At 71.8% G+C, this 26,224-nt stretch carries 23 protein-coding genes; 14 read left to right on the top strand and 9 right to left on the bottom strand.

Annotation, left to right across the window (positions count from 1 at the left end):
* Positions 1–63 precede the first annotated feature (63 nt).
* The 3 genes from ACZ45E_RS32555 to ACZ45E_RS32545 all read left to right on the top strand — a co-directional run bounded on the left by ACZ45E_RS32555 (position 64) and on the right by ACZ45E_RS32545 (position 3,504).
* Positions 64–744 (top strand): DUF3105 domain-containing protein, encoded by a 681-nt coding sequence (locus tag ACZ45E_RS32555; RefSeq protein ID WP_468227774.1) that lies wholly within the window; start codon positions 64–66, stop codon positions 742–744.
* A complete protein-coding gene (locus tag ACZ45E_RS32550; RefSeq protein ID WP_468227771.1) occupies positions 741–1,367 on the top strand; it encodes a DUF305 domain-containing protein in 627 nt (208 codons plus the stop codon). Before ACZ45E_RS32555 ends, ACZ45E_RS32550 begins: the two co-directional genes overlap by 4 nt.
* 199 nt (positions 1,368–1,566) lie before the next feature.
* Complete coding sequence (locus tag ACZ45E_RS32545; protein ID WP_468227768.1) at positions 1,567–3,504, top strand: S53 family peptidase; 1,938 nt, start codon at positions 1,567–1,569, stop codon at positions 3,502–3,504.
* A 565-nt stretch (positions 3,505–4,069) separates the two neighbouring features.
* Here the strand turns inward: ACZ45E_RS32545 and ACZ45E_RS32540 are convergent.
* Entirely contained in the window at positions 4,070–5,041 is a 972-nt protein-coding gene (locus ACZ45E_RS32540) for a hydroxyacid dehydrogenase (protein WP_468227981.1), read from the bottom strand.
* Between the two features lie 371 nt (positions 5,042–5,412).
* Here ACZ45E_RS32540 and ACZ45E_RS32535 point away from each other — a divergent pair, with 371 nt between their 5' ends.
* The 4 genes from ACZ45E_RS32535 (at position 5,413) to ACZ45E_RS32520 (ending at position 10,010) form a co-directional block, all read left to right on the top strand.
* Positions 5,413–6,267 (top strand): ABC transporter permease, encoded by an 855-nt coding sequence (locus tag ACZ45E_RS32535; protein ID WP_468227979.1) that lies wholly within the window; start codon positions 5,413–5,415, stop codon positions 6,265–6,267.
* Positions 6,268–6,302: 35 nt separating this feature from the next.
* Entirely contained in the window at positions 6,303–7,166 is an 864-nt protein-coding gene (locus ACZ45E_RS32530; RefSeq protein WP_468227977.1) for a carbohydrate ABC transporter permease, read from the top strand.
* Between the two features lie 57 nt (positions 7,167–7,223).
* Positions 7,224–8,876, top strand: a complete 1,653-nt coding sequence (locus ACZ45E_RS32525) for an extracellular solute-binding protein (protein ID WP_468227764.1) — start codon at positions 7,224–7,226, stop codon at positions 8,874–8,876.
* An 87-nt stretch (positions 8,877–8,963) separates the two neighbouring features.
* Positions 8,964–10,010 (top strand): LacI family DNA-binding transcriptional regulator, encoded by a 1,047-nt coding sequence (locus ACZ45E_RS32520; RefSeq protein WP_468227762.1) that lies wholly within the window; start codon positions 8,964–8,966, stop codon positions 10,008–10,010.
* A 24-nt stretch (positions 10,011–10,034) separates the two neighbouring features.
* Here the strand turns inward: ACZ45E_RS32520 and ACZ45E_RS32515 are convergent, their stop codons facing one another.
* From ACZ45E_RS32515 to ACZ45E_RS32500, 4 genes are all read right to left on the bottom strand, one after another.
* A complete protein-coding gene (locus ACZ45E_RS32515) occupies positions 10,035–11,276 on the bottom strand; it encodes an MFS transporter (protein WP_468227760.1) in 1,242 nt (413 codons plus the stop codon).
* 153 nt (positions 11,277–11,429) lie between these two features.
* Complete coding sequence (locus ACZ45E_RS32510; RefSeq protein WP_468227757.1) at positions 11,430–12,449, bottom strand: endonuclease/exonuclease/phosphatase family protein; 1,020 nt, start codon at positions 12,447–12,449, stop codon at positions 11,430–11,432.
* 215 nt (positions 12,450–12,664) lie between these two features.
* The gene (locus ACZ45E_RS32505; RefSeq protein WP_468227755.1) at positions 12,665–13,327 is read right to left on the bottom strand and encodes a TetR/AcrR family transcriptional regulator; all 663 of its coding nucleotides are present in this window, start codon (positions 13,325–13,327) and stop codon (positions 12,665–12,667) included.
* A 100-nt stretch (positions 13,328–13,427) separates the two neighbouring features.
* The gene (locus ACZ45E_RS32500; RefSeq protein ID WP_468227752.1) at positions 13,428–15,023 is read right to left on the bottom strand and encodes an MFS transporter; all 1,596 of its coding nucleotides are present in this window, start codon (positions 15,021–15,023) and stop codon (positions 13,428–13,430) included.
* A gap of 179 nt (positions 15,024–15,202) precedes the next feature.
* On the opposite strand from ACZ45E_RS32500, the gene panB reads away from it, so the two are divergent.
* The 3 genes from panB (at position 15,203) to ACZ45E_RS32485 (ending at position 18,107) form a co-directional block, all read left to right on the top strand.
* The gene (gene panB / locus ACZ45E_RS32495; RefSeq protein WP_468227749.1) at positions 15,203–16,072 is read left to right on the top strand and encodes a 3-methyl-2-oxobutanoate hydroxymethyltransferase; all 870 of its coding nucleotides are present in this window, start codon (positions 15,203–15,205) and stop codon (positions 16,070–16,072) included.
* Positions 16,073–16,242: 170 nt separating this feature from the next.
* The gene (locus ACZ45E_RS32490; protein ID WP_468227747.1) at positions 16,243–17,274 is read left to right on the top strand and encodes an ATP-binding cassette domain-containing protein; all 1,032 of its coding nucleotides are present in this window, start codon (positions 16,243–16,245) and stop codon (positions 17,272–17,274) included.
* A complete protein-coding gene (locus ACZ45E_RS32485) occupies positions 17,271–18,107 on the top strand; it encodes an ABC transporter permease (protein ID WP_468227744.1) in 837 nt (278 codons plus the stop codon). The genes ACZ45E_RS32490 and ACZ45E_RS32485 overlap by 4 nt, the downstream gene beginning before the upstream one ends.
* Before the next feature lie 31 nt (positions 18,108–18,138).
* Here the strand turns inward: ACZ45E_RS32485 and ACZ45E_RS32480 are convergent, their stop codons facing one another.
* On the bottom strand, positions 18,139–21,429 hold the full coding sequence (locus ACZ45E_RS32480; protein WP_468227742.1) for an AfsR/SARP family transcriptional regulator: 3,291 nt from the start codon (positions 21,427–21,429) through the stop codon (positions 18,139–18,141).
* Between the two features lie 148 nt (positions 21,430–21,577).
* Here ACZ45E_RS32480 and ACZ45E_RS32475 point away from each other — a divergent pair, with 148 nt between their 5' ends.
* The gene (locus tag ACZ45E_RS32475; RefSeq protein ID WP_468227739.1) at positions 21,578–22,381 is read left to right on the top strand and encodes a site-2 protease family protein; all 804 of its coding nucleotides are present in this window, start codon (positions 21,578–21,580) and stop codon (positions 22,379–22,381) included.
* On the opposite strand, the gene ACZ45E_RS32470 is transcribed toward ACZ45E_RS32475, so the two are convergent.
* Positions 22,368–22,565 (bottom strand): hypothetical protein, encoded by a 198-nt coding sequence (locus ACZ45E_RS32470; protein WP_468227736.1) that lies wholly within the window; start codon positions 22,563–22,565, stop codon positions 22,368–22,370. The two genes, ACZ45E_RS32475 and ACZ45E_RS32470, sit on opposite strands and share 14 nt — an antisense overlap.
* Before the next feature lie 97 nt (positions 22,566–22,662).
* Complete coding sequence (gene npdG / locus ACZ45E_RS32465; RefSeq protein ID WP_468227734.1) at positions 22,663–23,388, bottom strand: NADPH-dependent F420 reductase; 726 nt, start codon at positions 23,386–23,388, stop codon at positions 22,663–22,665.
* Between the two features lie 196 nt (positions 23,389–23,584).
* On the opposite strand from npdG, the gene ACZ45E_RS32460 reads away from it, so the two are divergent.
* Entirely contained in the window at positions 23,585–24,196 is a 612-nt protein-coding gene (locus tag ACZ45E_RS32460; protein ID WP_468227731.1) for a hypothetical protein, read from the top strand.
* 20 nt (positions 24,197–24,216) lie between these two features.
* Here ACZ45E_RS32460 and ACZ45E_RS32455 read toward each other — a convergent pair whose 3' ends face one another.
* Positions 24,217–24,450, bottom strand: coding sequence for a hypothetical protein (locus ACZ45E_RS32455; protein WP_468227728.1), 234 nt, complete (start codon positions 24,448–24,450; stop codon positions 24,217–24,219).
* A gap of 67 nt (positions 24,451–24,517) precedes the next feature.
* On the opposite strand from ACZ45E_RS32455, the gene map reads away from it, so the two are divergent.
* Positions 24,518–25,393, top strand: coding sequence for a type I methionyl aminopeptidase (gene map / locus ACZ45E_RS32450; RefSeq protein ID WP_468227724.1), 876 nt, complete (start codon positions 24,518–24,520; stop codon positions 25,391–25,393).
* Positions 25,394–25,568: 175 nt separating this feature from the next.
* Entirely contained in the window at positions 25,569–26,219 is a 651-nt protein-coding gene (locus ACZ45E_RS32445; protein WP_468227721.1) for a biliverdin-producing heme oxygenase, read from the top strand.
* Positions 26,220–26,224: the final 5 nt, after the last annotated feature.

Genomic DNA, 26,224 nt, shown 5'->3' with positions numbered 1-26,224 from the left:
GCCGTCTCGCCCACTACGATCAGCGGGCTCGCCCGTCTCATCCTTTTCCCAGAAGGACATTCCATGGGTTCCGCCAAGAAGACCTCCGCCGCTCCGCACCAGGACCGCCGGGACCGTATAGAGGAGATGCGCCGTGCCGAGCGCGTTCGCGCCCGGCGCGGCCGGATCCTGATCGTCTCGGTGAGCACGGTCGTCGTCGCGGCCCTGATAGGAGTAGGCGCCTGGGCGGTGACGAAGAGTGACGACGACTCCGGGAAGGCCGACGCGAAGTCCGGCTCGGGGGCGTCCGGGCACTTCTCGTACGACAAGGACGGCGTCGGCACCTGGAGCGGGAAGCTCGCCCGCAACCACGTCACCAAGAAGGTCACCTATCCGATGAACCCGCCGGTCGGCGGCGACCACAACCAGGTGTGGATGAACTGCAACGGCGACGTCTACGGCAAGGCGATCGCGAACGAGAACGCCGTGCACGCCCTGGAGCACGGCTCGGTCTGGGTGACGTACAACGACAAGGCCGCCGACGCCGATGTGAAGGCCCTCGGCGCCAAGGTCAAGCAGACGCCGTACTCGCTGATGAGCCCGGTGCGGGACCAGAAGGACCCGATCATGCTCAGCGCCTGGGGCCATCAGCGCACGGTCAAGAGCGCGTCCGACCCGGCGGTCGCGTCCTTCTTCTCGACGTTCGTGCAGGGCAAGCAGACCCCTGAGCCGGGCGCCGCCTGCACGGGCGGCCTGTCCCAGTGAGGCGCAGGACCGGATGGCTGGTCTCCGTGGCCGCGGCGGTCGCCGTGGCCGCGGGGGCGGTCACCTATGCCGCCGCCGACGGGGACAGCGGGCCCGCCGACCTGAAGGTACCGGCGGCCGAGTCCGCGGACGCCGGGTTCGCGCGGGACATGGCCGTGCACCACCAGCAGGCCGTCGAGATGTCGTACATCGTGCGCGACCGCACCAAGGACGTGGAGGTGCGCCGCCTCGCCTACGACATCGCGCAGACCCAGGCCAACCAGCGCGGGATGCTGCTCGGCTGGCTCGACCTGTGGGAGCTGCCGAAGGTGTCGGCGAAACCGCCGATGGCGTGGATGGGGATGGCGGACGCGCCGGCCGGTGAGGACGGCGCGCTGATGCCCGGCATGGCGACCAACACGCAGCTCGGCCGGCTCGGCAGGGCCGACGGGCGGCAGGCCGAGATCATGTTCCTGCGGCTGATGATCGCCCACCACAAGGGCGGGGTGCACATGGCCGAGGGGTGCCTGAAACGGTGTGCGGTCGGGGCCGAGCGGCGGCTCGCGCGCTCCATGGTGGCCTCGCAGCAGTCGGAGATCGACCTCATGACGGGCATGCTGAAGGACCGGGGCGCGACCCCCTGACAAGCGCCCGCCCCTCCGGCCCTGCGGTCAAAACGGTTGATCTCGACCGGACTTGAGATGTCTTGACGTCTTCTTGAGCGATCCATTCCCCCGGCGTGAACGGTTCCTGGCGAGAGTGGGGCCCTCTGCGTGTGCATTACACGTGCACCTGACCCGGGGGCTCCACGAGCCCCTGGGTCCCATGTGACCAGGGGGTTCCATGAGATCCATCCGCGGCGCACGCCGCACCCGCGCCGGCCTGAGCCTGGCAGCGACACTGCCGCTGCTGGCCGGCGCGATCGCCCTCGCCGCTCCGGCCGCCCAGGCCGACACCGGCCGCACCACCCTCACCGGCACCAAGCCGCTGTGGGCGACGGGCGCGGCCGACAAGGGCGCCACCGCCGACGCCGGCCAGGTCACCGCCCGCGTCTACCTCGCCGGCCGGGACGCCGCCGGGCTCGCCGCGTACGCCAAGGCCGTGTCCGACCCGTCGTCCGCCTCGTACGGCAGGTACCTGAGCGCCAAGGAGGCGCAGGCCCGGTTCGGCGCCACGAAGGCGCAGCTGTCCGAGGTCACGAAGTGGCTCGAATCGTCGGGCCTCACCGTGACCGGCACCGCCGCGCACTACATATCCGTGTCGGGTGACGTGGCCGCCGCCGAGAAGGCGTTCGGCACGCAGCTGCACAACTACGCCAAGGGCAAGCACACCTACCGCGCCCCCTCCGGCGCGGCCTCCGTGCCCGGCTCGCTCGACGGCGCCGTACTGACCGTCACCGGCCTGGACAGTGCCCCGCACAAGGCGGACCACCAGGACGAACTCCCGCCGCCGGACGCGGTGTACCGCAACTCCGGCCCGTTCTCCTCCTACTTCGGCTCGAACGTCGCCACGTCCCTGCCCTCCGCGGGCGGCAAGAAGGTCCCGTACGCCGTCAAGGGGTACACCGGCAAGCAGCTGCGCGCCGCCTACGGTGCGGGCAAGGCCACCGGCAAGGGGGTGCGGGTCGCGATCACCGACGCGTACGCCTCGCCGACCATCGCGCAGGACGCCAGGAAGTACGCGGCCAAGCACGGTGACGCGCCGTACGCGAAGGGGCAGTTGAAGCAGGTCCTCCCCGCGGAGTACACCAGGACCGAGGAGTGCGGCGCGGCCGGCTGGTACGGCGAGGAGACCCTCGACGTCGAGGCCGTGCACGCGGTGGCGCCGAAGGCCGACATCACGTACGTCGGCGGGGCGTCCTGCTACGACGACGATCTGCTCGACTCGCTGAGCAAGGTCGTCGACAACCACCTGGCCGACATCGTCTCCAACTCCTGGGGCGACATCGAGGCCAACCAGACGCCGCAGCTCGCCGCCGCCTACGACCAGGTGTTCCAGCTCGGCGCGATCGAGGGCATCGGCTTCTACTTCTCCTCCGGCGACAACGGCGACGAGGTCGCCAACACCGGTACGAAGCAGGTCGACACGCCCGCGAACTCGGCGTGGGTCACCGCGGTCGGCGGTACGTCGCTGGCCGTCGGCAAGGGTGACACGTACCAGTGGGAGACCGGCTGGGGCACCCTGAAGTCGAACCTCTCGGCGGACGGCAAGAGCTGGACCGACTACCCGGGGGCGTACACCTCAGGTGCGGGCGGCGGCACCAGCAGGACCGTCGCGCAGCCCTTCTACCAGAAGGGCGTCGTGCCGAACTCGCTGGCGCGGGCCAATGGCGGCGTCCACCGCGTCGTCCCGGACATCTCCGCGATCGCCGACCCCAACACCGGTTTCCTGGTGGGCCAGACGCAGACCCTGCCCGACGGTTCCCTCGGCTACGACGAGTACCGCATCGGCGGTACGTCGCTGGCGGCGCCGGTGATCGCGGGTGTGCAGGCGCTCGCGCAGCAGTCGCGGGGCGGGCGGGCCATCGGGTTCGCCAACCCGGCGATCTACGACCGGTACGGGTCGCGGGTCTACCACGACGTGACGGACCACCCGGTCAAGGGTGACCTCGCCGTGGCGCGTGTCGACTTCGCCAACGGGGTCGACGCGTCCGAGGGGCTGCTCACGTCTGTACGCAGCCTGGGTGACGACGCGTCGCTGAAGGCGGTCCGGGGTTATGACGACGTGACGGGGGTCGGGTCGCCGGCGCCGGGTTACGTGTCGTCGTACAGTCGCCGCTGATCCCATCCGGGGGTGCTCGGTGTTCGTCCCGGCCGGGGTCGTGTCCTGCCGGGGCGGGCGCCCTCCGCGTCTTCCCGGGGCCCCGGCTCCGGGCGGCGCGGCGGGTTGCGCCGTTCCCCGCGCCCCTGGGAGGTGCCTTCTCGCCTGCCGGGCGGGGGTGGGAGGCCGCTGCGGCGAGCGTCGTGGCTGAGCGCGCAGTTCCCCGCGCTCCTGAGGGGTGCCACCCCCGCCTGCCGCGCGGAGGCAGCCGGGCCACCGCGCCACACGTCGTGGCTGAGCGCGCCGTTCCCCGCGCCCCTGAGATGCGCACTTCGTGCGGCATCTCAGCGGGGCGCGTCCGTGTCCCCGGATGCCGCGGCGCAGCCGCGCATCCGAGGGGCGCGGGGAACTGCGCGAACGGCCACAGCGCACCCGCAGCAGCCGACGGGGCAACGACCCCGCAGACGAAACCGCGCACCGCGCACGCGCCCCGCTGACAGAGAGACTTGCCGCGCGGAGCACCCCGCAGACAACAGAGCCCCCCGCGCGGAGCGCCCCGCACCCCCCGGACGATCAGCCCCGCCGCTCAGGCGACCCGGGTCATGTCCCCCAGGCCCGTGCCGCCCCGTAGCGGCTCCCCGCGGACGAACCGTTCGACCTCCTCCACCGCGTACACGCCGAGCCGCCGCACCTCGCTGCCCTGGGCGCCGGCGATGTGCGGGGTGACCAGCACGTTGGGCAGGGACAGCAGCGGGTGTCCCGGTGGCAGCGGCTCCGGGTGCGTGACGTCCAGGTACGCCGACAGGCGACCCGTTCCGCACTCGGCGGCCAGCGCCTCCGTGTCCAGGAGCGCGCCCCGCGCCGTGTTGATCAGCACGCCGCCGTCCGGCATCAGCCGGAGCATCTCCGCGTTCAACATGCCCCGCGTCGACGGCAGTTGAGGTGCGTGGACGCTGACGATGCCGCTGCGCCGGCACAACTCGGCGAGCCCGACCCGCTCCACTCCCAGCCGCGCCGCCTCGGCCTCGTCGACGTACGGGTCGCACAGCAGCACCCGGTACCCCGCGCAGTCGCCCCGCAGCGCCTCGATCACCCGGCGCCCGATGCGCGACGCCCCGATGACGCCGACGACCCGCGCGTCCGCGCCGGTCCGCTCGGTGAACCCCGGCCACGCCGTCGCGTACCCCGCGGCGGCGGACAGCGCCCCCTTCGCCGCGAAGGTGATCGCTGCGAGGGTGAAGGCGACGACGGGGCCCGCGTTGGCGTCGGCGGCCGAGGAGACGGTCAGCCCGCGCTCCCACACGGCGTCGGTGACGATCGGGCGTACCGATCCGGCGGCGTGCACCACCGCCCGCAACCGGGGTGCGCCCGCGAGGACTTCGCGGGTGAGCGGTGGGCAGTCCCAGCCGGTGACCAGGATCTCCGTGGTGGCGAGCACCCGCGCGGCATCGGGTCCTTCGAGGGCGCCGGTCAGCGGGGCCGCCGCGAGCCGGGTGCCGCGGCCGAGCCGTTCCCGCAGGTCGGGCGGGAAGACCCGCTCCACCACCTGGGCACCCATGGCCAGTGCCGCGGTCGGTCGGTGTGCCGTCACTCGGGTCCACCCCTCGTTGCTGAATCCGTGTAGTCGGAAAAGTTCTGTAACCGGTTACTCACATGCAGCAGGAGGTTAGGCATCCGTGCCGTCCACGGTCAAGGTAGTGGGCGGCCAGTGCGGTACAGAGGGGTTGACCGTTCGTAGTAACCGTTTTAGATTCCGCCTCACCTTGTTCCAACGACGGAGGGGTTCCCGTGCCCACTGTGGCGAAGGAAAGGCCCGCGACCGGGGCGGTGGAGCCCCCGGAGCGGCCTCGAAACGGGTCAACTGACCACATAATCAGGCGTGACACCGCGTGGAAACGGTTTCAGGGCAGTCGTGTGCTGCTTCTGCTCATGGTTCCGGGCGTCCTGTACTTCCTCGTCTTCCACTACGGCGCCTTCGTCGGCAATGTCGTGGCGTTCAAGGAGTACGACCCGTTCGCCGGGCTGTGGGGCAGCCCGTGGGTCGGCTTCGGCAACTTCAGCCGGATGTTCGCCGACCCGGACTTCTGGCACGCGACGTGGAACACCCTCTACATCGCCGTGCTCCAGCTGGTCTGCTACTTCCCGGTGCCGCTGGCGATCGCGCTGCTGCTGCACAGCCTCACCTCCGACCTGCTGCGCCGCTTCGTGCAGTCCGTCGTCTACCTGCCGCACTTCCTGTCCTGGGTGATCGTCGTCGCCCTGTTCCAGCAAGTCCTCTCCGACACGGGCCTGTTGAACAGCTTCCTCGACGACAGCGGCCTGCACACCGTCGACATCATCGGCAACCCGGACGCGTACCGCCCGCTGGTCGTCGCCGAGGTGATCTGGAAGGACGCGGGCTGGGGCACCATCATCTTCCTGGCCGCCCTGATGCAGGTCGACGAGCAAAGTTACGAGGCCGCCGCGATCGACGGGGCCGGGCCCTGGCGCCGCTTCTGGCACGTCACGCTGCCCTCGATCCGCCCCATCGTCGTCCTGCTGCTGATCATGCGGCTCGGTGACATCCTCTCCGTCGGCTTCGAACAGATGCTGTTGCAGCGGCAGTCGGTGGGCCCGGAGGTCGGCGAGGTCCTCGACACCTTCGTCTTCTGGCAGGGCATCATCGGCGGCGACATCGGCTACGCCACCGCGGCCGGCCTCTTCAAGGGCCTGGTCGGCGCGGCCCTCGTGTTCGTCGCCAACCGGATCGCGCACAAGCTCGGCGAGCAGGGGGTCTACAAGTGAGCCGCACATCGACCGCCCCCGCCCGCCCGGCGTGGATGGAGAAGCCGAAGCCCGTCACCAAGGCCGCCAAGGGCCTGGCCGTGATCTTCCTGCTCTGCCTGGTCCTCGTACCGTTCCTGGTGATCATCTCCACCTCCCTCGCCTCCAACAAGGAAGTGGTGGCGGGGGGCGGCTGGGTGCTGTGGCCGACCGAACCGACCCTGCGCGCCTACGAGACCATCCTCAGCGGCGGCATCGTGACGAAGGCGCTCGGGGTGAGCGTCGGCATCACCGTCATCGGCACGCTGCTCTCCCTGGCGTGCACCGCGTTCCTCGCCTACGCGCTCAGCCGCCCCGGTGTCTTCGGCGGCAAGCCGGTGCTGCTGCTCGTGCTGTTCACGTTCCTCTTCCCGCCCGGCATGATCCCCGCGTTCCTGCTGGTGAAGGGGCTCGGGATGCAGAACATGTACGCGGCGGTCATCGCCCCGTGCCTCATCAACGTCTTCAACCTGGTGGTGCTGCGCGGCTTCTTCCAGGGCATCCCCGAGGAGCTGTACGAGGCGGCGCGGCTCGACGGCGCCGGTGACTGGGCGACGTTCTGGCGGATCGCACTGCCGCTGTCGAAGGCCGCGCTCGCCGTCGTCGGCCTCTTCTACGCGGTCAGCTACTGGAACTCGTGGTTCACCGCCTCGATCTACCTGGAGTCCGACCACTGGCCGCTCTCCCAGGTCCTGCGCACGTACGTCATCGGCGGCGCGCAGATCGCCGACACGGGGCTGAGCGAGGCCGGGATGGTCTCGGCGCCGCAGACGACGCAGATGGCCGTCATGGTGATCGCCGTCGTGCCGATCCTGCTCGTCTACCCCTTCCTGCAGAAGTACTTCACCAAGGGCGTGCTCACCGGCGCCATCAAGAGCTGAGCCGCTCCCGCGCCTCGCTCCTCTCCTCAACCTCCTTTGGCCGAAGGGTTCTTCACCATGTCCGCTTCCTCCATGTCGCGCCGCACCCTGCTGCGCTCCGTCGCCGTCGGCGGCGCCGCGCTCGCCGTACCGTCCCTGCTCACCGGCTGCTCGACGGGGAGCGGCGGGAGCGGCGGCTCCGTCGGCAACAAGGGCACGAAGGCGGCGCCCTGGCCGACGTACGCCGCCGCGCAGGGCCCGGCCCCCGACCTCGCGCCGACCGCCGAGGGGGTCCAGGCCGGCTTCCTCAGGTACCCGGAGAAGCTGGTCGAGGCGGTCGCCGAGAAGCCCGGCACCGGCAAGGAGAAGGTCCGGATCATCTCCATCACGTACGGGACGCCGCCCAAGCCCGCCGCGCGGAACAAGTACTGGGCGGCCCTGAACGAGGCGCTCGGGGTCGAGGTCGAGTTCACGGTGGTGCCGGACGCCGACTTCCGCACCAAGATGGCGACGCTCATGGCCGGTGACGACCTGCCCGACATCATCGCGATCGGCGGCGGCTACACGCTGCCGCGCGAGGCCCAGTTCGTGAAGCAGCGGTGCGCCGACCTGACCGAGTTCCTGTCGGGCGACGCCGCGAAGGACTATCCGCACCTCGCGGCCATACCCACGTACGCCTGGGAGGGAATGGGGCGGATCGCGGGGCGGATCCACGGGGTCCCGGTGGAGCGGCCCAAGCCGCAGGACACCCTCTTCCTCAACAAGGAGGCGTACGCGAAGGCCGGGTTCGAGCAGGGCCTGTCGGCGGCGGACTTCGCGAAGGTCGCCAAGGCCGCGACGGGGCACCGCACGTGGGGGCTCGGCGCCTCCACGACCAGCTACTTCGGCTACAAGACGCACGCCATCTGGCACGGCGCCCCCAACGAATGGCGGATCAAGGGCGGCAAGGCCGAGTACTTCGCCGGCAGCGACGAGTTCAGGTCCTCCCTGGAGTACATGGCGAAGCTGCGCGCGTCCGGCGCGTACTACCCCGAGGCCACCTCGGTCTCGCAGGTCGACCTGAAGACGCAGTTCTACAACGGCACCGCCCTGTCGATGACCGACGGCTTCGGCGCGACGATCTCCAACGCGCAGGGCATCAAGGACGCGTACACCCTGGACGTCGCGCAGCCCTACACCGTGGGCGGCGCCCAGCAGTTCCAGCAGAGCCGCGGCATCTTCGGCTACACCGCGCTGAAGAAGGCTCCCAAGGACCGCGTCAAGCTGCTGCTGCGCGTCCTGGACTGGCTGGCCTCACCGTTCGGTTCGAAGGAGTACGAGCTGCTCCACTACGGCATCGAGGGCACGCACTTCGAGCGGGACAAGGACAACAACCCGATCGCGACCGAGCTCGGGCTCGTCGAGTCGAAGGACAACCTGCCGCTGGTCAAGGTCGCCGACGCGCCCCAGCCGCTGTACTACCCGGGGTACGCGGACCTCACGAAGCGGGTGCACGCCTGGCAGCGGAAGGTCGTGCCGATGATGGTGCCGAACGACCGCTGGGGTCTGCAGTCCGACACGTTCAACCGGCAGGGCGCCACGCTCGACCAGATCATCAACGACGGTGTGACCGCGGTGGTGACCGGCCGCAAGAAGCTCTCCGAATGGGACGGCATCTACAAGAAGTGGCTCGCCCAGGGCGGGAAGAAGGCGCTGGAGGAGTTCGGCGAGGAGTACGCGGCGGCCCACTGACCCGGCTGACCGCCGGGGACGGCGCAGGCGATGATGGTGCGGGACCCGCAGGAGGTTCCGCACCATCGGACTTTCGAAGGAGTCAGAGTGGGCGACCGGGCGACGATCCGCGACGTGGCCGCGCGCGCGGGGGTGTCGGTGGCGACCGTGTCCCGGGTCCTGGCGGGCAACTATCCGACGTCGGCCGCCTCGCGGGCGAAGGTGCTGCGCGCGGCCAAGGACCTGGACTACGTGGCCAACGCGCACGCCCGCGCGCTGGCCGGGGCGGGCCGCAAGACGATCGCCGTGCTCATGCTCGACGTGGTGAGTTCCTTCTACGCGGCTGTGGCGCAGGGCGTCGAGAAAGAGGCCGCGCAGCACGACCGGCTCACCCTGGTCGCGTCGACCGGCGCCGACCCGGCCCGGGAGCTGGCGCTGGTGCAGATGATGCGCGAGCAGGCGGCGGAGGCGGTCGTCCTGGTCGGCGGGGTCGTCGAGGACGCCGCGTACCGGGAGCGGATGGCGCAGTACGCGCAGTCCCTGGCGGCCGCGGGGTCGCGTCTGGTGCTGTGCGGGCGGCCCGCGCCCGCGCCCGACGTGCCCGCGGTGGTGGTGGAGTACGACAACGAGGCGGGCGCCCACGCGATCACCAGCCATCTGCTGGGCGCGGGCCACCGCAGGATCGCGCTGATCGGCTACCAGCCGGGCAACACGACGGGCGAGGCCCGGGTGCGCGGCTATCTGCGGGCGCTGGAGAGCCACGGCGTGCCGGCGGCGGACGCGCTGCTGCACGGCATCGGTTTCGGCCAGCTCAACGGCGACGAGGCCATCCGTGACCTGCTCGTCAAGTGTGACGGCAGGCCGGACTTCACGGCGGTCTTCGCGGGTGACGACCGGGTGGCCGCCGCCGTGGTCAGGGCGCTCGGCGAGTACGGGCTGCGGGTCCCGGACGACATCTCGGTGGTCGGCTACAACGACGACCCGGTGGCCGCCGACATGACCCCTGGCCTGACCACGGTGCACATCCCCGGTGAGGAGCTGGGCCGCACCGCCGTCCGCCTCGCCCTCGGCGGGACGGGCAGGACCGGGCAGCAGCGCCAGCTCCTCGGCACGCACATAGTGATCCGCGACAGTGTGCGCCGCCTCACTCCGTAGGGCCTGGCCTCAGCACAGTGCGGGCTAGCGCTGTACGGGCTGGCGCTGTACGGGCTCCCCCCGCGACTCCGCCGGGACGTGGGAGGCGACCAGGCGGCCCTGGGCGGTGGCCGTGGCGCCCCGGCGGTGGTCCACGGCGTAGGCGAGCGCGGCCACGCCGAGACCGAGGACGGCGAGGACGGCGCCGGTCACGGCCGGGGAGGTGACGCCGAGGCCCGCGGCGAGGGCGAGGCCGCCGATCCAGGCGCCGCCCGCGTTGGCCAGGTTGAACGCCGCCTGGTTGGCGGAGGAGGCCAGCGAGGGCGCGGCGGACGCCTTCTCCATCACCATGAGCTGGAGCGGCGAGCCGGTGGTGAACGCCGCCATGCCGAGCAGCAGCACGGCGAGCGCGGCGCTCCACTCCGCGCGCATGAGCAGCGGGAAGAGGGCCAGGACGACGCCGAGCGAGGCCAGGCCGCCGAAGAGGGTGCCGCGCAGCGAGTGGTCGGCGAGGCGGCCGCCCGCCAGGTTGCCGACGGTGGCGCCGACGCCGAACAGGGCGAGCAGCAATGTCACGCTGCCCTCGGCGAACCCGGCGGCGTCGGTGAGCATCGGCGTGATGTAGCTGTAGGCGGAGAAGAGGGCGCCGAACCCGGCGACGGTCGTACCGAGGGCGAGCCAGACCGGGACCGAGCCGAGCGCCTTGAGCTCGCTGCGGACGCCCACCGCGGAGCCATGGCCGTGGTCGGCGGGGACGAGCGCCGCGAGGGCGGCGATGGCGGCCAGGCCGATGGCGCTGACGGCGAGGAACGTGGCGCGCCAGCCGAGCTGCTGTCCCATGGCGGTGGCGACGGGGACGCCGACGATGTTGGCGACGGTCAGGCCGAGGAACATCAGCGAGACGGAGCGGGCCTTGCGCTCGGGCGCCACGAGGGAGGTGGCGACGACGGCGCCGACGCCGAAGAAGGCGCCGTGCGGCAGGCCGCTGACGAAGCGGGCGAGCAGCAGGGAGTGGTAGTCGGGGGCCACGGCCGAGACGGCGTTGCCGACGACGAAGAGCACCATGAGGCCGATCAGGACCCGGCGGCGCGGCATGCGGGCGGTGACCGCGGCGAGCAGCGGGGCGCCGATGACGACGCCGAGCGCGTACGCGGAGACGAGGTGTCCCCCGGCGGGGATCGAGATGTCCAGGTCGTTCGCGACGTTGGGCAGCAGACCCATGATCACGAACTCGGTCGTGCCGATGCCGAAGGCGCCCACAGCGAGGGCGAGCAGGGCGAGGGGCATGAGGAATCGTCCAAAGAAAGTGGGGGCGGGGCAGGGACCGTACGCGGAGCGGTGACGCCGAGCGGCGACGCGGATAAGTTTACGTACGGAACAAAGTCTCCCGCGCCCAGTATTCCGCGAGGTTAAGACGCCGTGAAACTCAGAAGGCGGATGTCACAGCGCGACGCGGGCCGCGATCGGCAGATGGTCGCTGCCGGTCTCGGGCAGCGTCCACGACGCCTCCGGCTCCACGCCCCTGACCATGATCTGGTCGATCCTGGCCATCGGGAACGCGGCCGGCCAGCTGAACCCGAAGCCGCTGCCCGCGGCGCCCTGGGTGGAGCGCATCTGGGCGGTGACGGCGTTCAGGGCACGGTCGTTCATCGTGCCGTTCAGGTCGCCGAGCAGGATGACCTTGCCGAGCGGCTCGTCGGAGATGGCCTCTCCCAGCGCGGTCGCGCTCTTGTCGCGCTGGCTGGCGGTGAACCCGGAGTTGAGCTTCACGCGCACCGAGGGCATGTGCGCCACGTAGACGGCGACCTTCCCCTCGGGCGTCGCGACGGTGGAGCGCATGGCGCGGGTCCAGCCCAGCTTGATGTCGACGGGCCGGGTGGCGGAGAGCGGGTACTTGCTCCACAGCCCGACGGTGCCCTGGACCGAGTGGTACGGATAGGCACCCGCGAGCGCCTTCTCGTACGTCGGCAGCGCCTGCGCCGTCAGCTCCTCCAGGGCGACGACCTGCGCCCCGGACGCGGCGACGTCCTTCGCGGTGCCGGCCGGGTCGGGGTTGTCGGCGTTGACGTTGTGGGTGGCGACGGTGAGATCACCGCCGCTGCCGTGCTTGTCGGTGAGCAGCCCGCCGAAGACGCTGAGCCAGACGATCACCGGCATGAGCAGCGCGACCAGGGCGGTCGCCGACTTCCGCACCAGGGCCAGGACCAGCAGCACCGGGATGAACAGGCCCAGCCACGGCAGGAACGTCTCCGTCAGGGAGCCGAGGTTGCCGATGGTGTTGGGGATCTGCGCGTGCAGCAGCATGACGAGTGCGAGCAGCACCGCGAGAACCGCGAGGACGACGCCGCGGCGCCACAGCCCCCGGTCGGTACGGAGCCGGCGCCCCAGACGTCGGAGCCGAACGCCCGCCCCGGTGCGCCCGGATCCGTCGCCGTCTCCCCTGTCGTACGCCTGCGCCATACCGTCGTCGCCTCACTGCCGTGCCCGCCGTCCCTGCCCGGAAAACCCTAGGCGATGTTCGGCGGCTTTCTGTCCCGTCACTCCCCGTCGGGCGGGTCTGTGACGGCCGTACGGGCACGAGGACGAGCGGGGCGGCGTCCGGAGTTCCGAACAAGAGGCCCGCAAGGGCTTCCTGTGACGAAACGCTCACATTCAGCTCCGTCGGTCCCCCGGGTTCAAAGACAGGCTCTCAGTCCGGCGAGGGCGAGGTCGACGATCCGCTCGGCGAGATCGTCGGCGAGGGGCGAGTCGGTGCGCATGATGCTGCGCAGCAGCATCGGTCCGGTGAGGAGGTCACCGGCGAGTTCGACATCGGTGCCGGGAGGCAGTTCTCCGTCGGCGACACCGCGCCGCAGTACGTCGTGCATGACGCGCCGGCGCGGGTCGATGACGAGCTCGTGGTACGCGTCCCAGAGCCTGGGCAGGGTCTTCATCTGCGCGAAGACGTTGTGGAGCAGGACCGATCTGCGCATGCTCAGGCCGCGCCTGCGCAGGTGCTCCAGGAGGCAGACCAGGTCGTCGCGCAGGGAGGTGCCGGGCAGTTCGGGGTCGGGCACCTCGATGGAGCGCAGGACCTCGACGAAGAGGGCTTCCTTGCCGTTCCAGCGCCGGTAGATGGTGGCCTTGCCGACACCGGCGGTGCGGGCGATCCGCTCTATGGACAGCTCGGCGAGGGGGACGCCCTCCTCCAGGAGTTTCACCACGCCCTCGACGATGGCCTGCTCCACGGCCTCGCTGCGGGGGCGGCCCCGGGCGGGCGGCTCCGCGCCGGGCGGCGGCGTGGGCGAGCCCGGGGCCCCGTGCCGTCGCGCCTGTCGCTCGGCCCGTTCCGTGTCCACGCCCTCCGCCTTCCGCCACGGCCCCGGAACCCGGCGGTCCGCCTGGTCCCGGGGCGATTGTCTCAGCGCTTCCCGGCTGCCCGCCCGCGCGGGGCGCCGGTCAGTGCTCCGCGCCGATCCTCTCCGGCTCGCCCTGCGGCTCGGTGGGCGCGGCCGGGGTCCGGCCCGGCAGGAACAGGGCCGTGACGACGGCGCTGACCAGTGCGACACCCGCGCCCCACAGGGCGGTGACGTGCATGGCGTGCAGGAAGGAGTCGTTGGCCGCGCCGACCAGGCCCTGGGCCCGCGGCCCGAGCTTCTCGGCGACGCCGAGCGTGGCCTCGATCGAGCCGGCCGCCGTGTCGCGCAGGTTCGGTGGCAGCGCCCCGAGCTTGTCCTCGATGCCGCTTCGGTAGGCGGTGGAGAGCACCGAGCCGAGCACGGCGATCCCGAGCGCGCCGCCGACCTGGCGGAAGGTGTTGCTCAGCGCGGACGCCGAACCGGCCTTCTCGCGCGGCAGCGCCTGCATGATCACGACGCTGGTCGGCGTCATGACGTGCGCCATGCCCGTGCCCATGAGGAAGAAGATGACTTCCAGGAGCCAGATCGGGGTGTCCGCGTCGAGCGCGGTGAAGGCGGCCAGCATGCCCGCGAGCAGGACGAGCCCGCCGGTGGTGGTGGCCCGGACACCGAGCTTGTCGACGACGATCCGGGCGCGCGGCGCGAAGATCAGCTGGGCCGCGGCGAGCGGCAGCATCAGGGCGCCGGTCTGCAGCGGCGTGTATCCGCGCACGCTCTGGGTGTAGAAGACCGAGAAGAAGGTGACGCCCATCAGCGCGAAGAAGACCAGCGCGATGGCGGCGATCGCGGCTGAGAACACCTTGTTCTTGAAGTAGTCGATGTCTATCGACGGGTGGTCGCTGCGCTTCTCGTACAGGACGAACCCGACGAGGACGACGAGTCCGGCGACGATGGTGGCGAGCACCTGGGGGCTGGTGAAGTCGCCCTCGTCGCCGCCCTTGATGATGCCGTAGACGAGCAGGACGAGACCGACCACGGAGAGCACGACGCCGACCAGGTCGATCCGGCCCGGCTTCGGGTCCCTGGAGTCGGGCACGAGCACGATCATCAGGACGACGGCGAGGATCACGATGGGCACGTTCACGAGGAAGACCGAGCCCCACCAGAAGTGGTCCAGGAGCAGTCCGCCGGTGATCGGGCCGATCGCGATGGCGAGGCCGACGCCGCCCGCCCAGATGCCGATGGCCTTGGGCTGCTCCTCGCGCTCGAAGACGTTCATGAGCACGGCGAGCGTGGCCGGCATGACGAAGGCGGCGCCGAGGCCCATCACCGCGCGGAACGCGATGAGCTGGACCGGCGAGCCGGACTCGGCGGCGAGCGCCGAGCCGATGCCGAAGACGACGAGGCCCCCGACGAGGACCTTCTTGCGGCCGAGGCGGTCACCGAGCAGGCCCGCGGTGAAGAGCAGGCCCGCGAAGACGAGGGTGTAGGAGTTGATGGCCCACTCGAGCTCGCTCTGGGTGGCGCCCAGGCCGGTGGGTGCGGGTGTCGAGATCGTCTTGATCGCGACGTTCAGGATGGAGTTGTCGAGGACGACGATCAGCAGGCTCAGCATGAGCACGCCGAGGATCGCCCAACGGCGGCGGTGCACGGCCTCCGGTATACGGGGAGCCGCGGGGACGGCAGGACTGGTCATACGTACGATGCTAGGGGCGTTTCGATACGGCCCCGTCTCGTATTGGAACCCCTGGGCAAATCCTTGCCGAGGCTTTGCCCAGCGGGGGGCCTGGCGCGGAAGCGGCACGCGGTGCCACCATGGAGGCGATCCGGGGACGCCGTCAGGGCGCCTCGAGACGAATTGAAGGAGCCGTTGCGATGACGCAACTCCAGGCTGCCCAGAAGCCGGCCGACAGCAGCAACCCCAAGGCGCTGTACGGAGGCAAGGGCACCCGCCGCATCACCGTCCGCGATCTCTCCCTCGCCAAGGAGCGGGGCGAGAAGTGGCCGATGCTGACCGCGTACGACGCGATGACGGCGTCGGTCTTCGACGAGGCCGGCATCCCCGTGATGCTGGTCGGCGACTCGGCGGGCAACTGTCATCTCGGGTACGACACCACGGTCCCGGTCACCCTGGACCAGCTCACCATGCTCTCGGCCGCGGTCGTCCGCGGCACCAGCCGCGCGCTGATCGTCGGCGACCTGCCCTTCGGCTCCTACCAGGAGGGCCCGGTACAGGCGCTGCGCTCGGCGATGCGGCTGGTGAAGGAGGCGGGCGTCGGAGCGGTCAAGCTGGAGGGCGGTGAGCGCTCCCACGAGCAGATCAAGCTCCTCGTCGACGCGGGCATCCCGGTCATGGCCCACATCGGCCTCACCCCGCAGTCCGTCAACACGCAGGGCTACCGGGTGCAGGGGCGCGGCGAGGAGGCGGCGCAGCAGCTGCTGCGCGACGCGAAGTCGGTCCAGGACGCGGGCGCGTTCGCCGTCGTCCTCGAACTGGTCCCGGCGGAGCTGGCCGCGGAGGTCACCCGCGTCCTGCACATCCCGACGGTCGGCATCGGCGCGGGGGCGGCCACGGACGCGCAGGTTCTGGTCTGGACGGACGCGCTCGGACTGACCGGCGGCAAGATGCCGCGCTTCGTCAAGCAGTACGCGAATCTGCGTTCCGTCATGTCCGACGCGGCCAAGGCGTTTGCGGAGGACGTGGTCGGCGGAACGTTCCCCCTGGAGGAGCACGCCGTGCACTGACCCGGTGCGCCTCCCTGAGCCACAGCGGCACCAACGCGGCCCGTCGATCTTCCCCCGTCGACGGGCCGCGGCCGTTCTCCCGTCAATCTGTCGGCGATATATCGGCAGCGGCGCTCCGCTGTCGGCCCGCTGTCGGTGACTTGTCGGTGGCGGCTGCCACCTTGGTCGGCATGACGCGAATCGACAAGAACCCCGACCCCGGCACGGACGGCCGCCCGGTGGCCGTGTCCGTGCGGGGACTGCTCAAGCACTACGGCTCGACCAAAGCCCTGGACGGCGTGGACCTGGACGTGCACGAGGGCACCGTGATGGGGGTCCTCGGCCCGAACGGCGCCGGCAAGACCACCCTCGTCCGCTGCCTGTCCACCCTGATCGTCCCCGACTCCGGCACCGCGGTCGTCGCCGGCTACGACGTGGTGAAGCAGCCCCGGCAGCTGCGCCGCGTGATAGGTCTCACCGGCCAGTACGCCTCGGTCGACGAGAAGCTCTCCGGCCGCGAGAACCTGTACATGATCGGGCGGCTGCTCGACCTGTCCAGGAAGGAGGCGAGGGCTCGCGCCGACGCGCTCCTGGAGCGGTTCTCCCTCACGGACGCCGCGGGCCGCCCCGCCAAGACGTACTCCGGCGGCATGCGCCGCCGCCTCGACCTCGCGGCGTCGATGATCGGCCGCCCGCACGTCCTCTACCTGGACGAGCCGACGACCGGCCTCGACCCCCGTACCCGCAACGAGGTGTGGGACGAGGTCAAGGCCATGGTGCGGGACGGCGTGACCGTGCTCCTCACCACCCAGTACATGGAGGAGGCCGAGCAGCTGGCCTCCGAGCTCACCGTCATCGACCGCGGCAGGGTCATCGCGAACGGCGGCATCGAGGAGCTGAAGGCGAAGGTCGGCGGCCGCACCCTGCGGATCCGCCCGGCCGACCCGCTGGAGCTGCGCCCCCTCGCCCACGCCCTGGACGACATGGGCCTGACCGGCCTCGCCACGTCCGCCGTCGACACCGAGTCGGGCACCGTACTGGTCCCGATCCTCAGCGACGAACAGCTCACCGCCGTCGTCGGCGCGGTCACCGCGCGCGGCATCACGATCGGCTCGATCGTCACCGAACTGCCCAGCCTGGACGAGGTGTTCCTCTCCATCACCGGCGAGAAGGCGTCCGCCCCGCAGGACGCCCGCCCCGAGCTCGAGGAGGTCGCCGTATGAGTACGACCACCCTGTCCCCCGCGACGGTCACCACCATCCACGTCGACGCCGACCCCCGGATCGGGCTCCGCGACCACGTGCGCCACACCACCGCCCTGATCCGCCGCAACCTGCTGTGGATCAAGCAGGACCCGGAGTCGATGTTCGACGCCGTGCTGATGCCGGTCGTCTTCACGCTGCTGTTCGTGTACGTCTTCGGCGGCTCGATCGGCCAGTCGCTCGGCGGCGGTCAGGACGCCTACGTCCAGTACGTGATCCCCGGCATGGTCGCGATGATGAGCATGAACATCGCGCAGGGCGTCGGCACCGGATTCAACGAGGACTTCCACAAGGGGATCATGGACCGCTTCCGGTCCCTGCCCATCGGGCGGGCCTCGGTCCTGATCGCCAAGATCTCGGTGGAGCTGCTGCGCCTGCTGGTCGCCACCACGGTCCTGATGATCGTCGCGGTCCTCGTCGGCTTCGACATCGAGAACTGGGCCGGTCTGTTCGGAGCGGTCGGTCTGGCCGCGCTGTTCGGCTCCGGGATCATGTGGATCTTCCTGGTCCTCGGCGTGACCATGAAGAACGCCCAGTCCGTGCAGGCCATGGGCTTCCTGGTGATGATGCCGCTGCAGTTCGGCTCCTCGATCTTCGCGCCGACCCGGTCGATGCCGGGCTGGCTGCAGAACTTCACCGAGTACAACCCGATGTCCGGCCTCGCGGACGCGGCCCGCGGCCTGATGGTCGGCGGCCCGGTCGCCCACGGCCTGTGGGTCACGCTCGCCTGGACCGCCGGTCTGACGCTGATCATGGCGCCCGTCGCGATCCGCAAGTTCACCAAGAAGAGCTGAATCGGGGGGCGGGTGCGCCGGCCGGTTCGCGTCACAGCAGGGCGGTGGCCTCCTCCACGGAGAGGCCGCCGCCCTCGGCGTACGCCCGCTCGTACGCGTCGTCGTCGAGCGGCGCCCGCACCGCCGCCTCGGTGTCCGACCGCCACAGGCGCTCCATCGAGGACCGGTGGTGCCCGGCGGGCAGCGCGGCGTCGGACGCGCCGACGAGCCGCGCGGCGAGGTCCGCGTCGCCGGGGCCGCCGCGCTGCACGACCCCGCGCGCCGCGGTGAGCAGGTGCAGCGCCGCCAGATTCGGCGTGATCACCGAGGCCAGCGGGTCCCTCGCGAGTGCCAGGGCCTTCGCCGCACCCGCCACGGCGTGCTCGGTACGACCGTCGATGGCGTCGAGCATCGCTTCCATCCCGGCGCTCATGCCGAAGAAGAAGACGATCTCCGCCACCTTGAACTCGCTGTTCAGCGCCGCGAGGTGCTCCCGCGCCTCGGCGGTGCGGCCGGTGCTCGCGAGCCGGCCGACGAGGAACATCCGGGCGGCGGGCCGGGCCTCGTTCGTGTGCCGCCTGCTGGTGTGGAGGGCCTCGCGCAGCAGCTGTTCGCCGCGCTCGCCCTCGCCCTGCTCGATGTACACCTGGCCGAGCCTGACCTGGAGGATCGTGGCCTGCGCGTGGGCGCCCATGCTCTCGGCGACGCCCCGGGCGCGGGTGTAGTCCGCGGCGGACTCCGCGTACCTGCCGAGCTTCTCGTGGTTCTCGCCGCGCGCGGACAGCGCCTCGGCGACGCCCCATTCGTCGCCGAGCCGGGTGAACAGGGCCAGGGCCTCGTCGGCGTCCTCGCAGCCGCGGGCCGCCGTGACGCCGCTGTTGGCCAGCATGTTGGCCCGCAGCTGGAGGACGAGCGCGAGTTCCCACTCGTAGCCGAGGGCGCGGCAAGTGCGCACGGTCACGTCGGTGAGGTCATGCATGAGGTCGAGATCGCCGGTCAGCAAGACCGCGAAGTACCAGATGTTTCCCGGCGGGCGGCAGGCCTGAGGCAGGTCGGCACGGTAGGACTCGCGGATGACGCGCAGCCTCGCCTGCCCCTCGGGCGACTGCCACCTGGCCATCTCCATGTCCATGTAGCCGAGGCCGGCGATGTGGACCTGGCGGCGGGCCTCCTCCAGCAGTTCGCCGGTGAGCGGCGGCGGGGTGTCGGTGCAGCGCTGGTACACCGGCGGGGCGGGGCGCGCCGGTCCCGCGAACGGGTCGGGGCCGAGCGCCGCGGTCTCCCGCGTCCAGGAGCGGGCCTCGCCGCGCAGGTCGCGCATCTGCCAGAACCAGGCCAGCGACAGGACGAGGCTGAGCGCCTCCTGCTCGTCGCGGGCCGCGACGGCGTGGCGCAGGGCGGTGCGCAGGTTCTCGTAGTCACGCTCGATGCGGGCGACGGCCGCGCGCTGCCCGTGGCCGCGCAGCAACGGGTCGGTGGTGCGGGCGAGTTCACGGAAGTACGTGAGGTGGGCCCGTTCGGCGCCGGCGCGGTCACCGGCCTCGTCGAGGCGGTCGCCCGCGTACTCGGCGACGGTCTCCAGGAGCCGGTAGCGCATCGCCCCGTCGTCGCCGTCGGGCGCGGCGACGACGAGCGACTTGTCGACGAGGGAGGCGAGCACCTCCAGCGTGTCGGGGCCGCACACGGCCTCCGCGGCGGCCAGGTCGCAGCCGCCGCTGAAGACGGAGAGACGGGCGAGGACGGAGCGCTCGGGCGCCTCAAGGAGGTCCCAGGACCAGTCGACGACGGCCCGCAGCGTCTGTTGACGGGGCAGCGCGGTGCGGGCGCCGGAGGTCAGCAGCCGGAACCGGTCGTCGAGCCGGTCGGCGATCTGGCGCGGGGTGAGCATCCGCAGCCGGGCGGCGGCCAGCTCGATGGCGAGCGGCAGCCCGTCCAGGCGGCGGCAGATCTCCTCGACGGCCGCGGCGGTCTCGGCGGAGTGCCCGACGGTGAACCCGGGCCGCACCGCGGCGCCCCGCTCCCCGAAGAGACGCAGCGCGTACGGCTCGGGCAGCGGCTCGACCGCGTACAGCAACTCGCCCGGTACACCGAGGGGTTCGCGGCTGGTGGCGAGCACGGTGACGCCGGGGCAGCGGGCCAGCAGATGCTCGGCGAGGGCGGCGGCGGCGCCGATGACGTGTTCGCAGTTGTCGAGGATGACCAGCATCCGGCGGTCCGCGCAGTGCTCGACGAGCCGGACGAGCGGATCGTCGCCCTGCCGCTCGCCGACGAGGCGCAGCTCCTCCGCGCCGGCGCCGCGCAGCACCGTCTCGCGCGCGCCGATCGCGCTGACCACGGCCTCCGGTACGGCGTCCGGGTCTCCGACGGGGGCGAGTTCGGCCAGCCAGACGCCGTCCGGCGCCGAGCCGGCCAGCCCTTCCGCCGCCTCCTGCGACAGGCGGGTCTTGCCGGCGCCGCCCGGCCCCAGCAGCGTGACCAGGCGGACGCGGCCGAGCTCCGCCCGGATGGCGCCGATGTCGTCGCCGCGCCCCACGAACGAGGTGAGGCGGGCCCTGAGGTTGCCGGGCTCCGGGGCCGGGTCGCCCGGCCGGGGCCCGGCGCTCCCGGGCAGGGCGGCGGGCTCCAGCAACTCCTCGTGCAGGGCGCGCAGTCCGGGCCCCGGGTCCGTGCCGAGCCGGTCCGCGATCCCGCGCCGCACCTCCTCGTAGGCGGCCAGCGCCTCGGCCGTCCGGCCCGCCTCGCGCAGCGCCCGCAGCCGCAGCGCCTGGAGCGGTTCGTCCAGCGGGTGGGCGTCGCACAGGGCGGTCAGCTCCGCCAGCGCCTCCTCGGCCTCGCCGAGCGCGAGCCGGGCGGCGAGCCGGGTGCGGCGCGCGTCGAGGTGGCGGGTGTCCCAGCGGGCGGCGTCGGCGGTGCGGTCGGGGAGGTCGGCGAGGGCGGGCCCGCGCCACAGGGCGAGCGCCTCGTCGAGCAGGTCGGCGGCCTTCGCCGGATCGCCGTCCGTGAGGGCGCGGGCGCCGTCGGCGGTGAGCCGCTCGAACCGGAACAGGTCGATGTCGTCGCCCGAGGCGGTGAGCCGGTACCCGCCGTCCACGGAGACGATCGCGTCGGCGCCGAGCGCCCGCCGCAGCCGCCCCACGAGGGCCTGGAGCGCGCCCGGCGCGTCGGCCGGTGGCTCGGCGCCCCACACCTCGTCGACGAGCAGGCCGGTCGGCACGGGCCGGCCGGGCCGCAGGGCGAGCACGGTGAGCAGGGCGCGCAGCCGCGCCCCGCCGACGGGGACGGCCGTGCCGTCGTCGGAGAGTGCCTGAGTGGTGCCGAGGATGCGGTAGCGCACGGGCCCCATTGTCCCCGCTGTCCCGCGGACGGGACGCCGGGGACGCGGCGGACCCGCTCCGGCGCCCGGAACTACGGGCGCACCGCTCCACGTTCCCCGTGCGGGGCGGGTACGTTCGGTGACGCCCCAGACCAGCGACCCCCGGGAGCTCCGCCCCATGACCACCGCCACATCCCGACGCGGCGACAGCCGGATCAGCCCCGTCTTCCTCGGCATCGTCGCGGTCGCGGCCGTGTCCGGCTGGGCGGTGTGGACGGACTACGCCTCACAGCCCGGCTTCGCCGTGTTCCTCTTCGTGACGGCGGCGTGGATCGTCTCGCTGTGCCTGCACGAGTACGCCCACGCGCGCACGGCCCTGCACAGCGGCGACCTCTCGATCGGCGAGAAGGGCTATCTGACCCTCAACCCGCTGAAGTACACCCATGCCCTGCTCAGCATCGTGCTCCCCGTCATCTTCGTGATCATGGGCGGGATCGGTCTGCCGGGCGGCGCGGTCTTCATCGAGCGGGGCCGTATCCAGGGCCGCTGGAGGCACAGCCTCATCTCGGCGGCGGGCCCGCTGACGAACGTGCTGTTCGCGGTCGTCTGCACGGCCCCGTTCTGGCTGCACGCGCTGGACGGGGTGCCGGACACGTTCCGCTACGCGCTCGGGTTCCTGGCGCTGTTGCAGGTGACGGCCGCGATCCTGAACTTCCTGCCGGTGCCGGGACTCGACGGGTACGGGGTGATCGAGCCCTGGCTGTCGTACAAGGTCAGGCGGCAGGTGGAGCCGTTCGCGCCGTTCGGTCTGCTGGCCGTCTTCGCCGTCCTGTGGCTCCCCACGGTCAACGAGTACTTCTTCGACGCGGTGGACGCGGTGCTGCGCGGGCTCGGCGTGAACGAGTGGGACACGTACTGGGGGCGCCAGTTCTACCAGTTCTGGGACGGCACCCCGCAGATCCAGACCTTCACACAGCCGTAGTCGTGCCCGGCCGCCGCGCCCGCTCGGCCTTGGCCCTGCGCACGTAGAACCACGTCATGTTCGACGTGATGCCCGCGATGAGGACCCACACGATCCCGAGGAGGCTGCCCTCGACGAAGGAGACCACCGCCGCCGCGACGGCGAGGACGCAGACGACGAGGGCGAAGAGTGCGATGCGGGGCATGGGGTCGGCTCCAATACGGCACGGCTCGGTGTTCGCCGACCAGTGTCCCCCATGCCCCACTGACGCAGGAAGGCGCCCTGAAGGTCACGGAAAGTTCTCAGAGGTCCGTGATGCGCAGCCCCGCGTGTGCCTTGTAGCGGCGGTTGACCGAGATGAGGTTCGCGACCAGGGACTCGATCTGGTGGGCGTTGCGCAGGCGGCCCGCGAAGACGCCGCGCATGCCGGGGATGCGGCCGGCCAGCGCCTGGACGAGGTCGGTGTCGGCGCGGGCCTCGCCCAGCACCATCACGTCGGTGTCGATCTCCTCGATCTCCGGGTCGGCGAGCAGCACGGCCGACAGGTGGTGGAAGGCGGCCGTCACCCGGGAGTCCGGCAGCAGGGCGGCGGCCTGCTCGGCGGCGCTGCCCTCCTCGGGCTTGAGCGCGTACGCGCCCTTCTTGTCGAAGCCGAGCGGGTTGACGCAGTCGATGACGAGCTTGCCCGCGAGCTCCTCGCGCAGCGCCTCCAGGGTCGCCCCGTGCCCCTCCCAGGGCACGGCGACGATCACGATGTCGCTGCGCCGGGCGCACTCGGCGTTGTCGGCGCCCTCGATGCCCTCGCCCAGCTCGTCGGCGGCGGCCGCGGCGCGGTCGGCGGCGCGGGAGCCGATGATCACCTTCTGGCCGGCGCGGGCGAACCGGTAGGCGAGGCCCTTGCCCTGCGGCCCGGTGCCGCCGAGCACGCCGACGACGTGCCCGGACACGTCGGGCAGGTCCCAGGGGTCCTTGGCCGGGGCCTTCGGGGCGTTCGCTGCCTTGTCCTGCGCATTGTCACTGGAAGTCATGGAGCGACCTTACTCAGCGCTCCGGCGCCGGTGAGCGCGGCCACGGGGACGCGGCGGAGGGAGATCGTCCCATACGCGCCGGAGGCCGCGCACCTCCTCCTGAGCCCGACGGACCGCGCCCGTGAGGCGACCCGTTCGGGCGGTCTTCCCGCGAACGGCCCAGGCGCAGGCGTCACTTGAGGCACCATGCGGCTCCATGGACGCCGTACGAGTAGCACTGCTGCGCGAGGTCCTCGCCGGGACCGAGTGGCCCGCCGCCACCCGTCGCTTCGCCGGGGCGCTGCGCTCCTCGGTGTCGGCGCACGGCGGCGGGCTGCTCCTGGTGGGCTCGGCGGCGTACGAGCCGTGGCATCTGGCGGCGCATCTGGTGGACGAGGCGGCCTGGTCGGGCACGCCCGAGCTGGCGCCGACCCTCGTCCGGCACGCGGCGCGCCCCGACGACCCGGCGCATCTGGCCGTCGGGCTCGGCCGGCTCGCTGCGGCCCGGCGCGGCGAGACGCTGCTCGTGGTGGCGCCGGACGCGGTGGGCGCGCCGCTCCTCGAACGGGTGCATGACGCCCGTCGGGCCGGCGCGACGGTCCTCGCCCTCGACGCCGGGCCCGCGGGCAACGGGGATCTGCACGCGATGGCCCACGACAACCTGACCGTGCCCGGCGACACCGACCTCGACCTCGACACGGTGCAGCACCTGGTCAGCGCGGCGGCCGGGGAGAACGGCGGGCACACGGCGCGCGGCCGGCGCGGCTTCCGTGACCGCCTCTCCCGGCTGGCGGACCATCTGACGGCGCCGCCACCGCCGCGCTGGTGACGGCCCGGACGGCCAGGGTGCTACGCCCCGTCGTCCTCGCCGCGGGCCGACGCGTCGTGCCACCGCGGGTCGTTCTCCCACTGGAGGTCCTTCTCGCGTGCGGTGGCCATCGCCCGCTCCGCCTCCCCGCGGGTCGCGTACGGTCCGAACCGGTCCTTGGCGGGGCACTCGGGCCCCTCCTCGACCTTGTGGTGCTCCAGGCAGTAGAACCACTCGCCCGGCTTCCCGACGGTCCGCTTCTTGAACAGGGCCACGGCCGACTCCTCTCCTCAGAACGCTCAGGGCCATGGTCCCCCACGGCCGCTCGTTACACTCGCTGGCATGTCTGGCCAGTCGACGCAGTCGTCACCCACCGTCCTCGTACCGGGGGAGCAGTCCCCCGTCCGTTCCGTGCCCGGGAACATCCGGCGCCCCGAGTACGTCGGCAAGCCCGCGCCGACCCCGTACAAGGGTCCGGAGGTCCAGACCCCGGAGACGGTCGAGGCGATGCGCGTCGCGGGCCGGATCGCCGCGCGGGCGATGGCCGAGGCCGCGAAGGCGATCGCGCCGGGCGTCACCACCGACGAGCTGGACCGGATCGCGCACGAGTACATGTGCGACCACGGTGCCTACCCTTCGACGCTCGGATATCGCGGCTTCCCCAAATCGCTGTGCACAAGCATCAACGAGGTGATCTGCCACGGCATCCCCGACTCCACGGTGCTGCGCGACGGCGACATCATCAACCTCGACGTGACGGCGTACATCGGCGGCGTGCACGGCGACAACAACGCCACGTACCTGGTGGGCGAGGTCGACGAGGAGTCGCGGCTGCTCGTCGAGCGGACCCGGGAGTCCCTGGAGCGGGCGATCAAGGCCGTGAAGCCGGGGCGCCAGCTCAACATCATCGGCCGTGTCATCGAGTCGTACGCCAAGCGCTTCGGGTACGGCGTGGTGCGTGACTTCACCGGGCACGGCATCAACTCGTCGTTCCACTCGGGGCTCATCGTCCCGCACTACGACAGCCCGCACGCGACGACCGTGATCCAGCCCGGCATGACCTTCACGATCGAGCCGATGCTGACGCTCGGCACGTACGAGTACGACATGTGGGCCGACGGCTGGACCGTCGTCACCAAGGACCGCAAGCGGACCGCTCAGTTCGAGCACACGCTGGTGGTCACGGAGACGGGCACGGAGATCCTGACGCTGCCGTAGCCGCACCCGCCACCGCCCCTCGCAGGAGCCCGTCCCGACCCGGGGCGGGCTCCTCGCGTACGCCGTCCGGGGTTCCGCCGGTCAGGAAACCGGGTACGTTTTTACCGACACGATGTCGGGAACGCTGCTATCTTAGGTAAGGCTAAGCTACCTAGAACCTGCCGGCGGAGGCCCCATGGACCCCTCGTTCTCCACTCTGATCCGCACCGCCTCGCACGAGCAGCACACCGAGGCCGAGACGTCGACGTTCATGGGCGACCTGCTCGGCGGCGCCCTCGGAGTGGACGCCTTCGCGCGCTACACGGAGCAACTGTGGTTCGTCTACGCGGCACTTGAGAGCGGAGCGGAGCGGCTGGCGGACGACCCCGTCGCGGGCCCCTTCATACAGCCGGAGCTGCTGCGCCTGCCGGCGCTGGAGCGCGACCTCACGCATCTGCGGGGCCCCGGCTGGCGCGAGGAGGCGTCGGCGCTGCCGGCCACGGCGGCGTACGCGGCGCGGGTCGCGGAGTGCGCCGCGTCCTGGCCGGCCGGTTACGTGGCCCACCACTACACGCGCTACCTGGGCGACCTCTCCGGCGGCCAGATCATCCGGGACAGGGCGGAGCGGGCGTGGGGCTTCGCGCGCAAGGGCGACGGCGTGCGGTTCTACGTGTTCGAGGAGGTCGGCAATCCGGCCGCGTTCAAGCGGCGGTACCGCGAGTCGCTCGACGCCATCGCCGTGGACGAGCTGGAGAAGCAGCGCGTGGTGGCGGAGTGCAAGGCCGCCTTCGCGCTGAACACGGCGGTGTTCCGGGCGCTCGGCGAGGAGTTCTCCGCCGCCGCGTAGGCACG

It is taken from the genome of Streptomyces sp. NPDC030991 (genome assembly GCF_055571235.1).
Note: the sequence above shows the minus strand (reverse complement) of the source record. Positions and strands in the feature narration are given on the sequence as shown.

Excerpts from the sequence above, each read along its gene's own strand:
- ACZ45E_RS32555 (WP_468227774.1), top strand. The coding sequence starts at position 64 with ATGGGTTCCGCCAAGAAGACCTCCGCCGCTCCGCACCAGGACCGCCGG.
- ACZ45E_RS32545 (WP_468227768.1), top strand. The coding sequence starts at position 1,567 with ATGAGATCCATCCGCGGCGCACGCCGCACCCGCGCCGGCCTGAGCCTG.
- ACZ45E_RS32540 (WP_468227981.1), bottom strand. The coding sequence starts at position 5,041 with ATGGGTGCCCAGGTGGTGGAGCGGGTCTTCCCGCCCGACCTGCGGGAA.
- ACZ45E_RS32535 (WP_468227979.1), top strand. The coding sequence starts at position 5,413 with ATGGTTCCGGGCGTCCTGTACTTCCTCGTCTTCCACTACGGCGCCTTC.
- ACZ45E_RS32530 (WP_468227977.1), top strand. The coding sequence starts at position 6,303 with ATGGAGAAGCCGAAGCCCGTCACCAAGGCCGCCAAGGGCCTGGCCGTG.
- ACZ45E_RS32525 (WP_468227764.1), top strand. The coding sequence starts at position 7,224 with ATGTCCGCTTCCTCCATGTCGCGCCGCACCCTGCTGCGCTCCGTCGCC.
- ACZ45E_RS32515 (WP_468227760.1), bottom strand. The coding sequence starts at position 11,276 with ATGCCCCTCGCCCTGCTCGCCCTCGCTGTGGGCGCCTTCGGCATCGGC.
- ACZ45E_RS32510 (WP_468227757.1), bottom strand. The coding sequence starts at position 12,449 with ATGGCGCAGGCGTACGACAGGGGAGACGGCGACGGATCCGGGCGCACC.
- ACZ45E_RS32500 (WP_468227752.1), bottom strand. The coding sequence starts at position 15,023 with ATGACCAGTCCTGCCGTCCCCGCGGCTCCCCGTATACCGGAGGCCGTG.
- panB (WP_468227749.1), top strand. The coding sequence starts at position 15,203 with ATGACGCAACTCCAGGCTGCCCAGAAGCCGGCCGACAGCAGCAACCCC.
- ACZ45E_RS32490 (WP_468227747.1), top strand. The coding sequence starts at position 16,243 with ATGACGCGAATCGACAAGAACCCCGACCCCGGCACGGACGGCCGCCCG.
- ACZ45E_RS32485 (WP_468227744.1), top strand. The coding sequence starts at position 17,271 with ATGAGTACGACCACCCTGTCCCCCGCGACGGTCACCACCATCCACGTC.
- ACZ45E_RS32480 (WP_468227742.1), bottom strand. The coding sequence starts at position 21,429 with ATGGGGCCCGTGCGCTACCGCATCCTCGGCACCACTCAGGCACTCTCC.
- ACZ45E_RS32475 (WP_468227739.1), top strand. The coding sequence starts at position 21,578 with ATGACCACCGCCACATCCCGACGCGGCGACAGCCGGATCAGCCCCGTC.
- ACZ45E_RS32470 (WP_468227736.1), bottom strand. The coding sequence starts at position 22,565 with ATGCCCCGCATCGCACTCTTCGCCCTCGTCGTCTGCGTCCTCGCCGTC.
- npdG (WP_468227734.1), bottom strand. The coding sequence starts at position 23,388 with ATGACTTCCAGTGACAATGCGCAGGACAAGGCAGCGAACGCCCCGAAG.
- ACZ45E_RS32460 (WP_468227731.1), top strand. The coding sequence starts at position 23,585 with ATGGACGCCGTACGAGTAGCACTGCTGCGCGAGGTCCTCGCCGGGACC.
- map (WP_468227724.1), top strand. The coding sequence starts at position 24,518 with ATGTCTGGCCAGTCGACGCAGTCGTCACCCACCGTCCTCGTACCGGGG.
- ACZ45E_RS32445 (WP_468227721.1), top strand. The coding sequence starts at position 25,569 with ATGGACCCCTCGTTCTCCACTCTGATCCGCACCGCCTCGCACGAGCAG.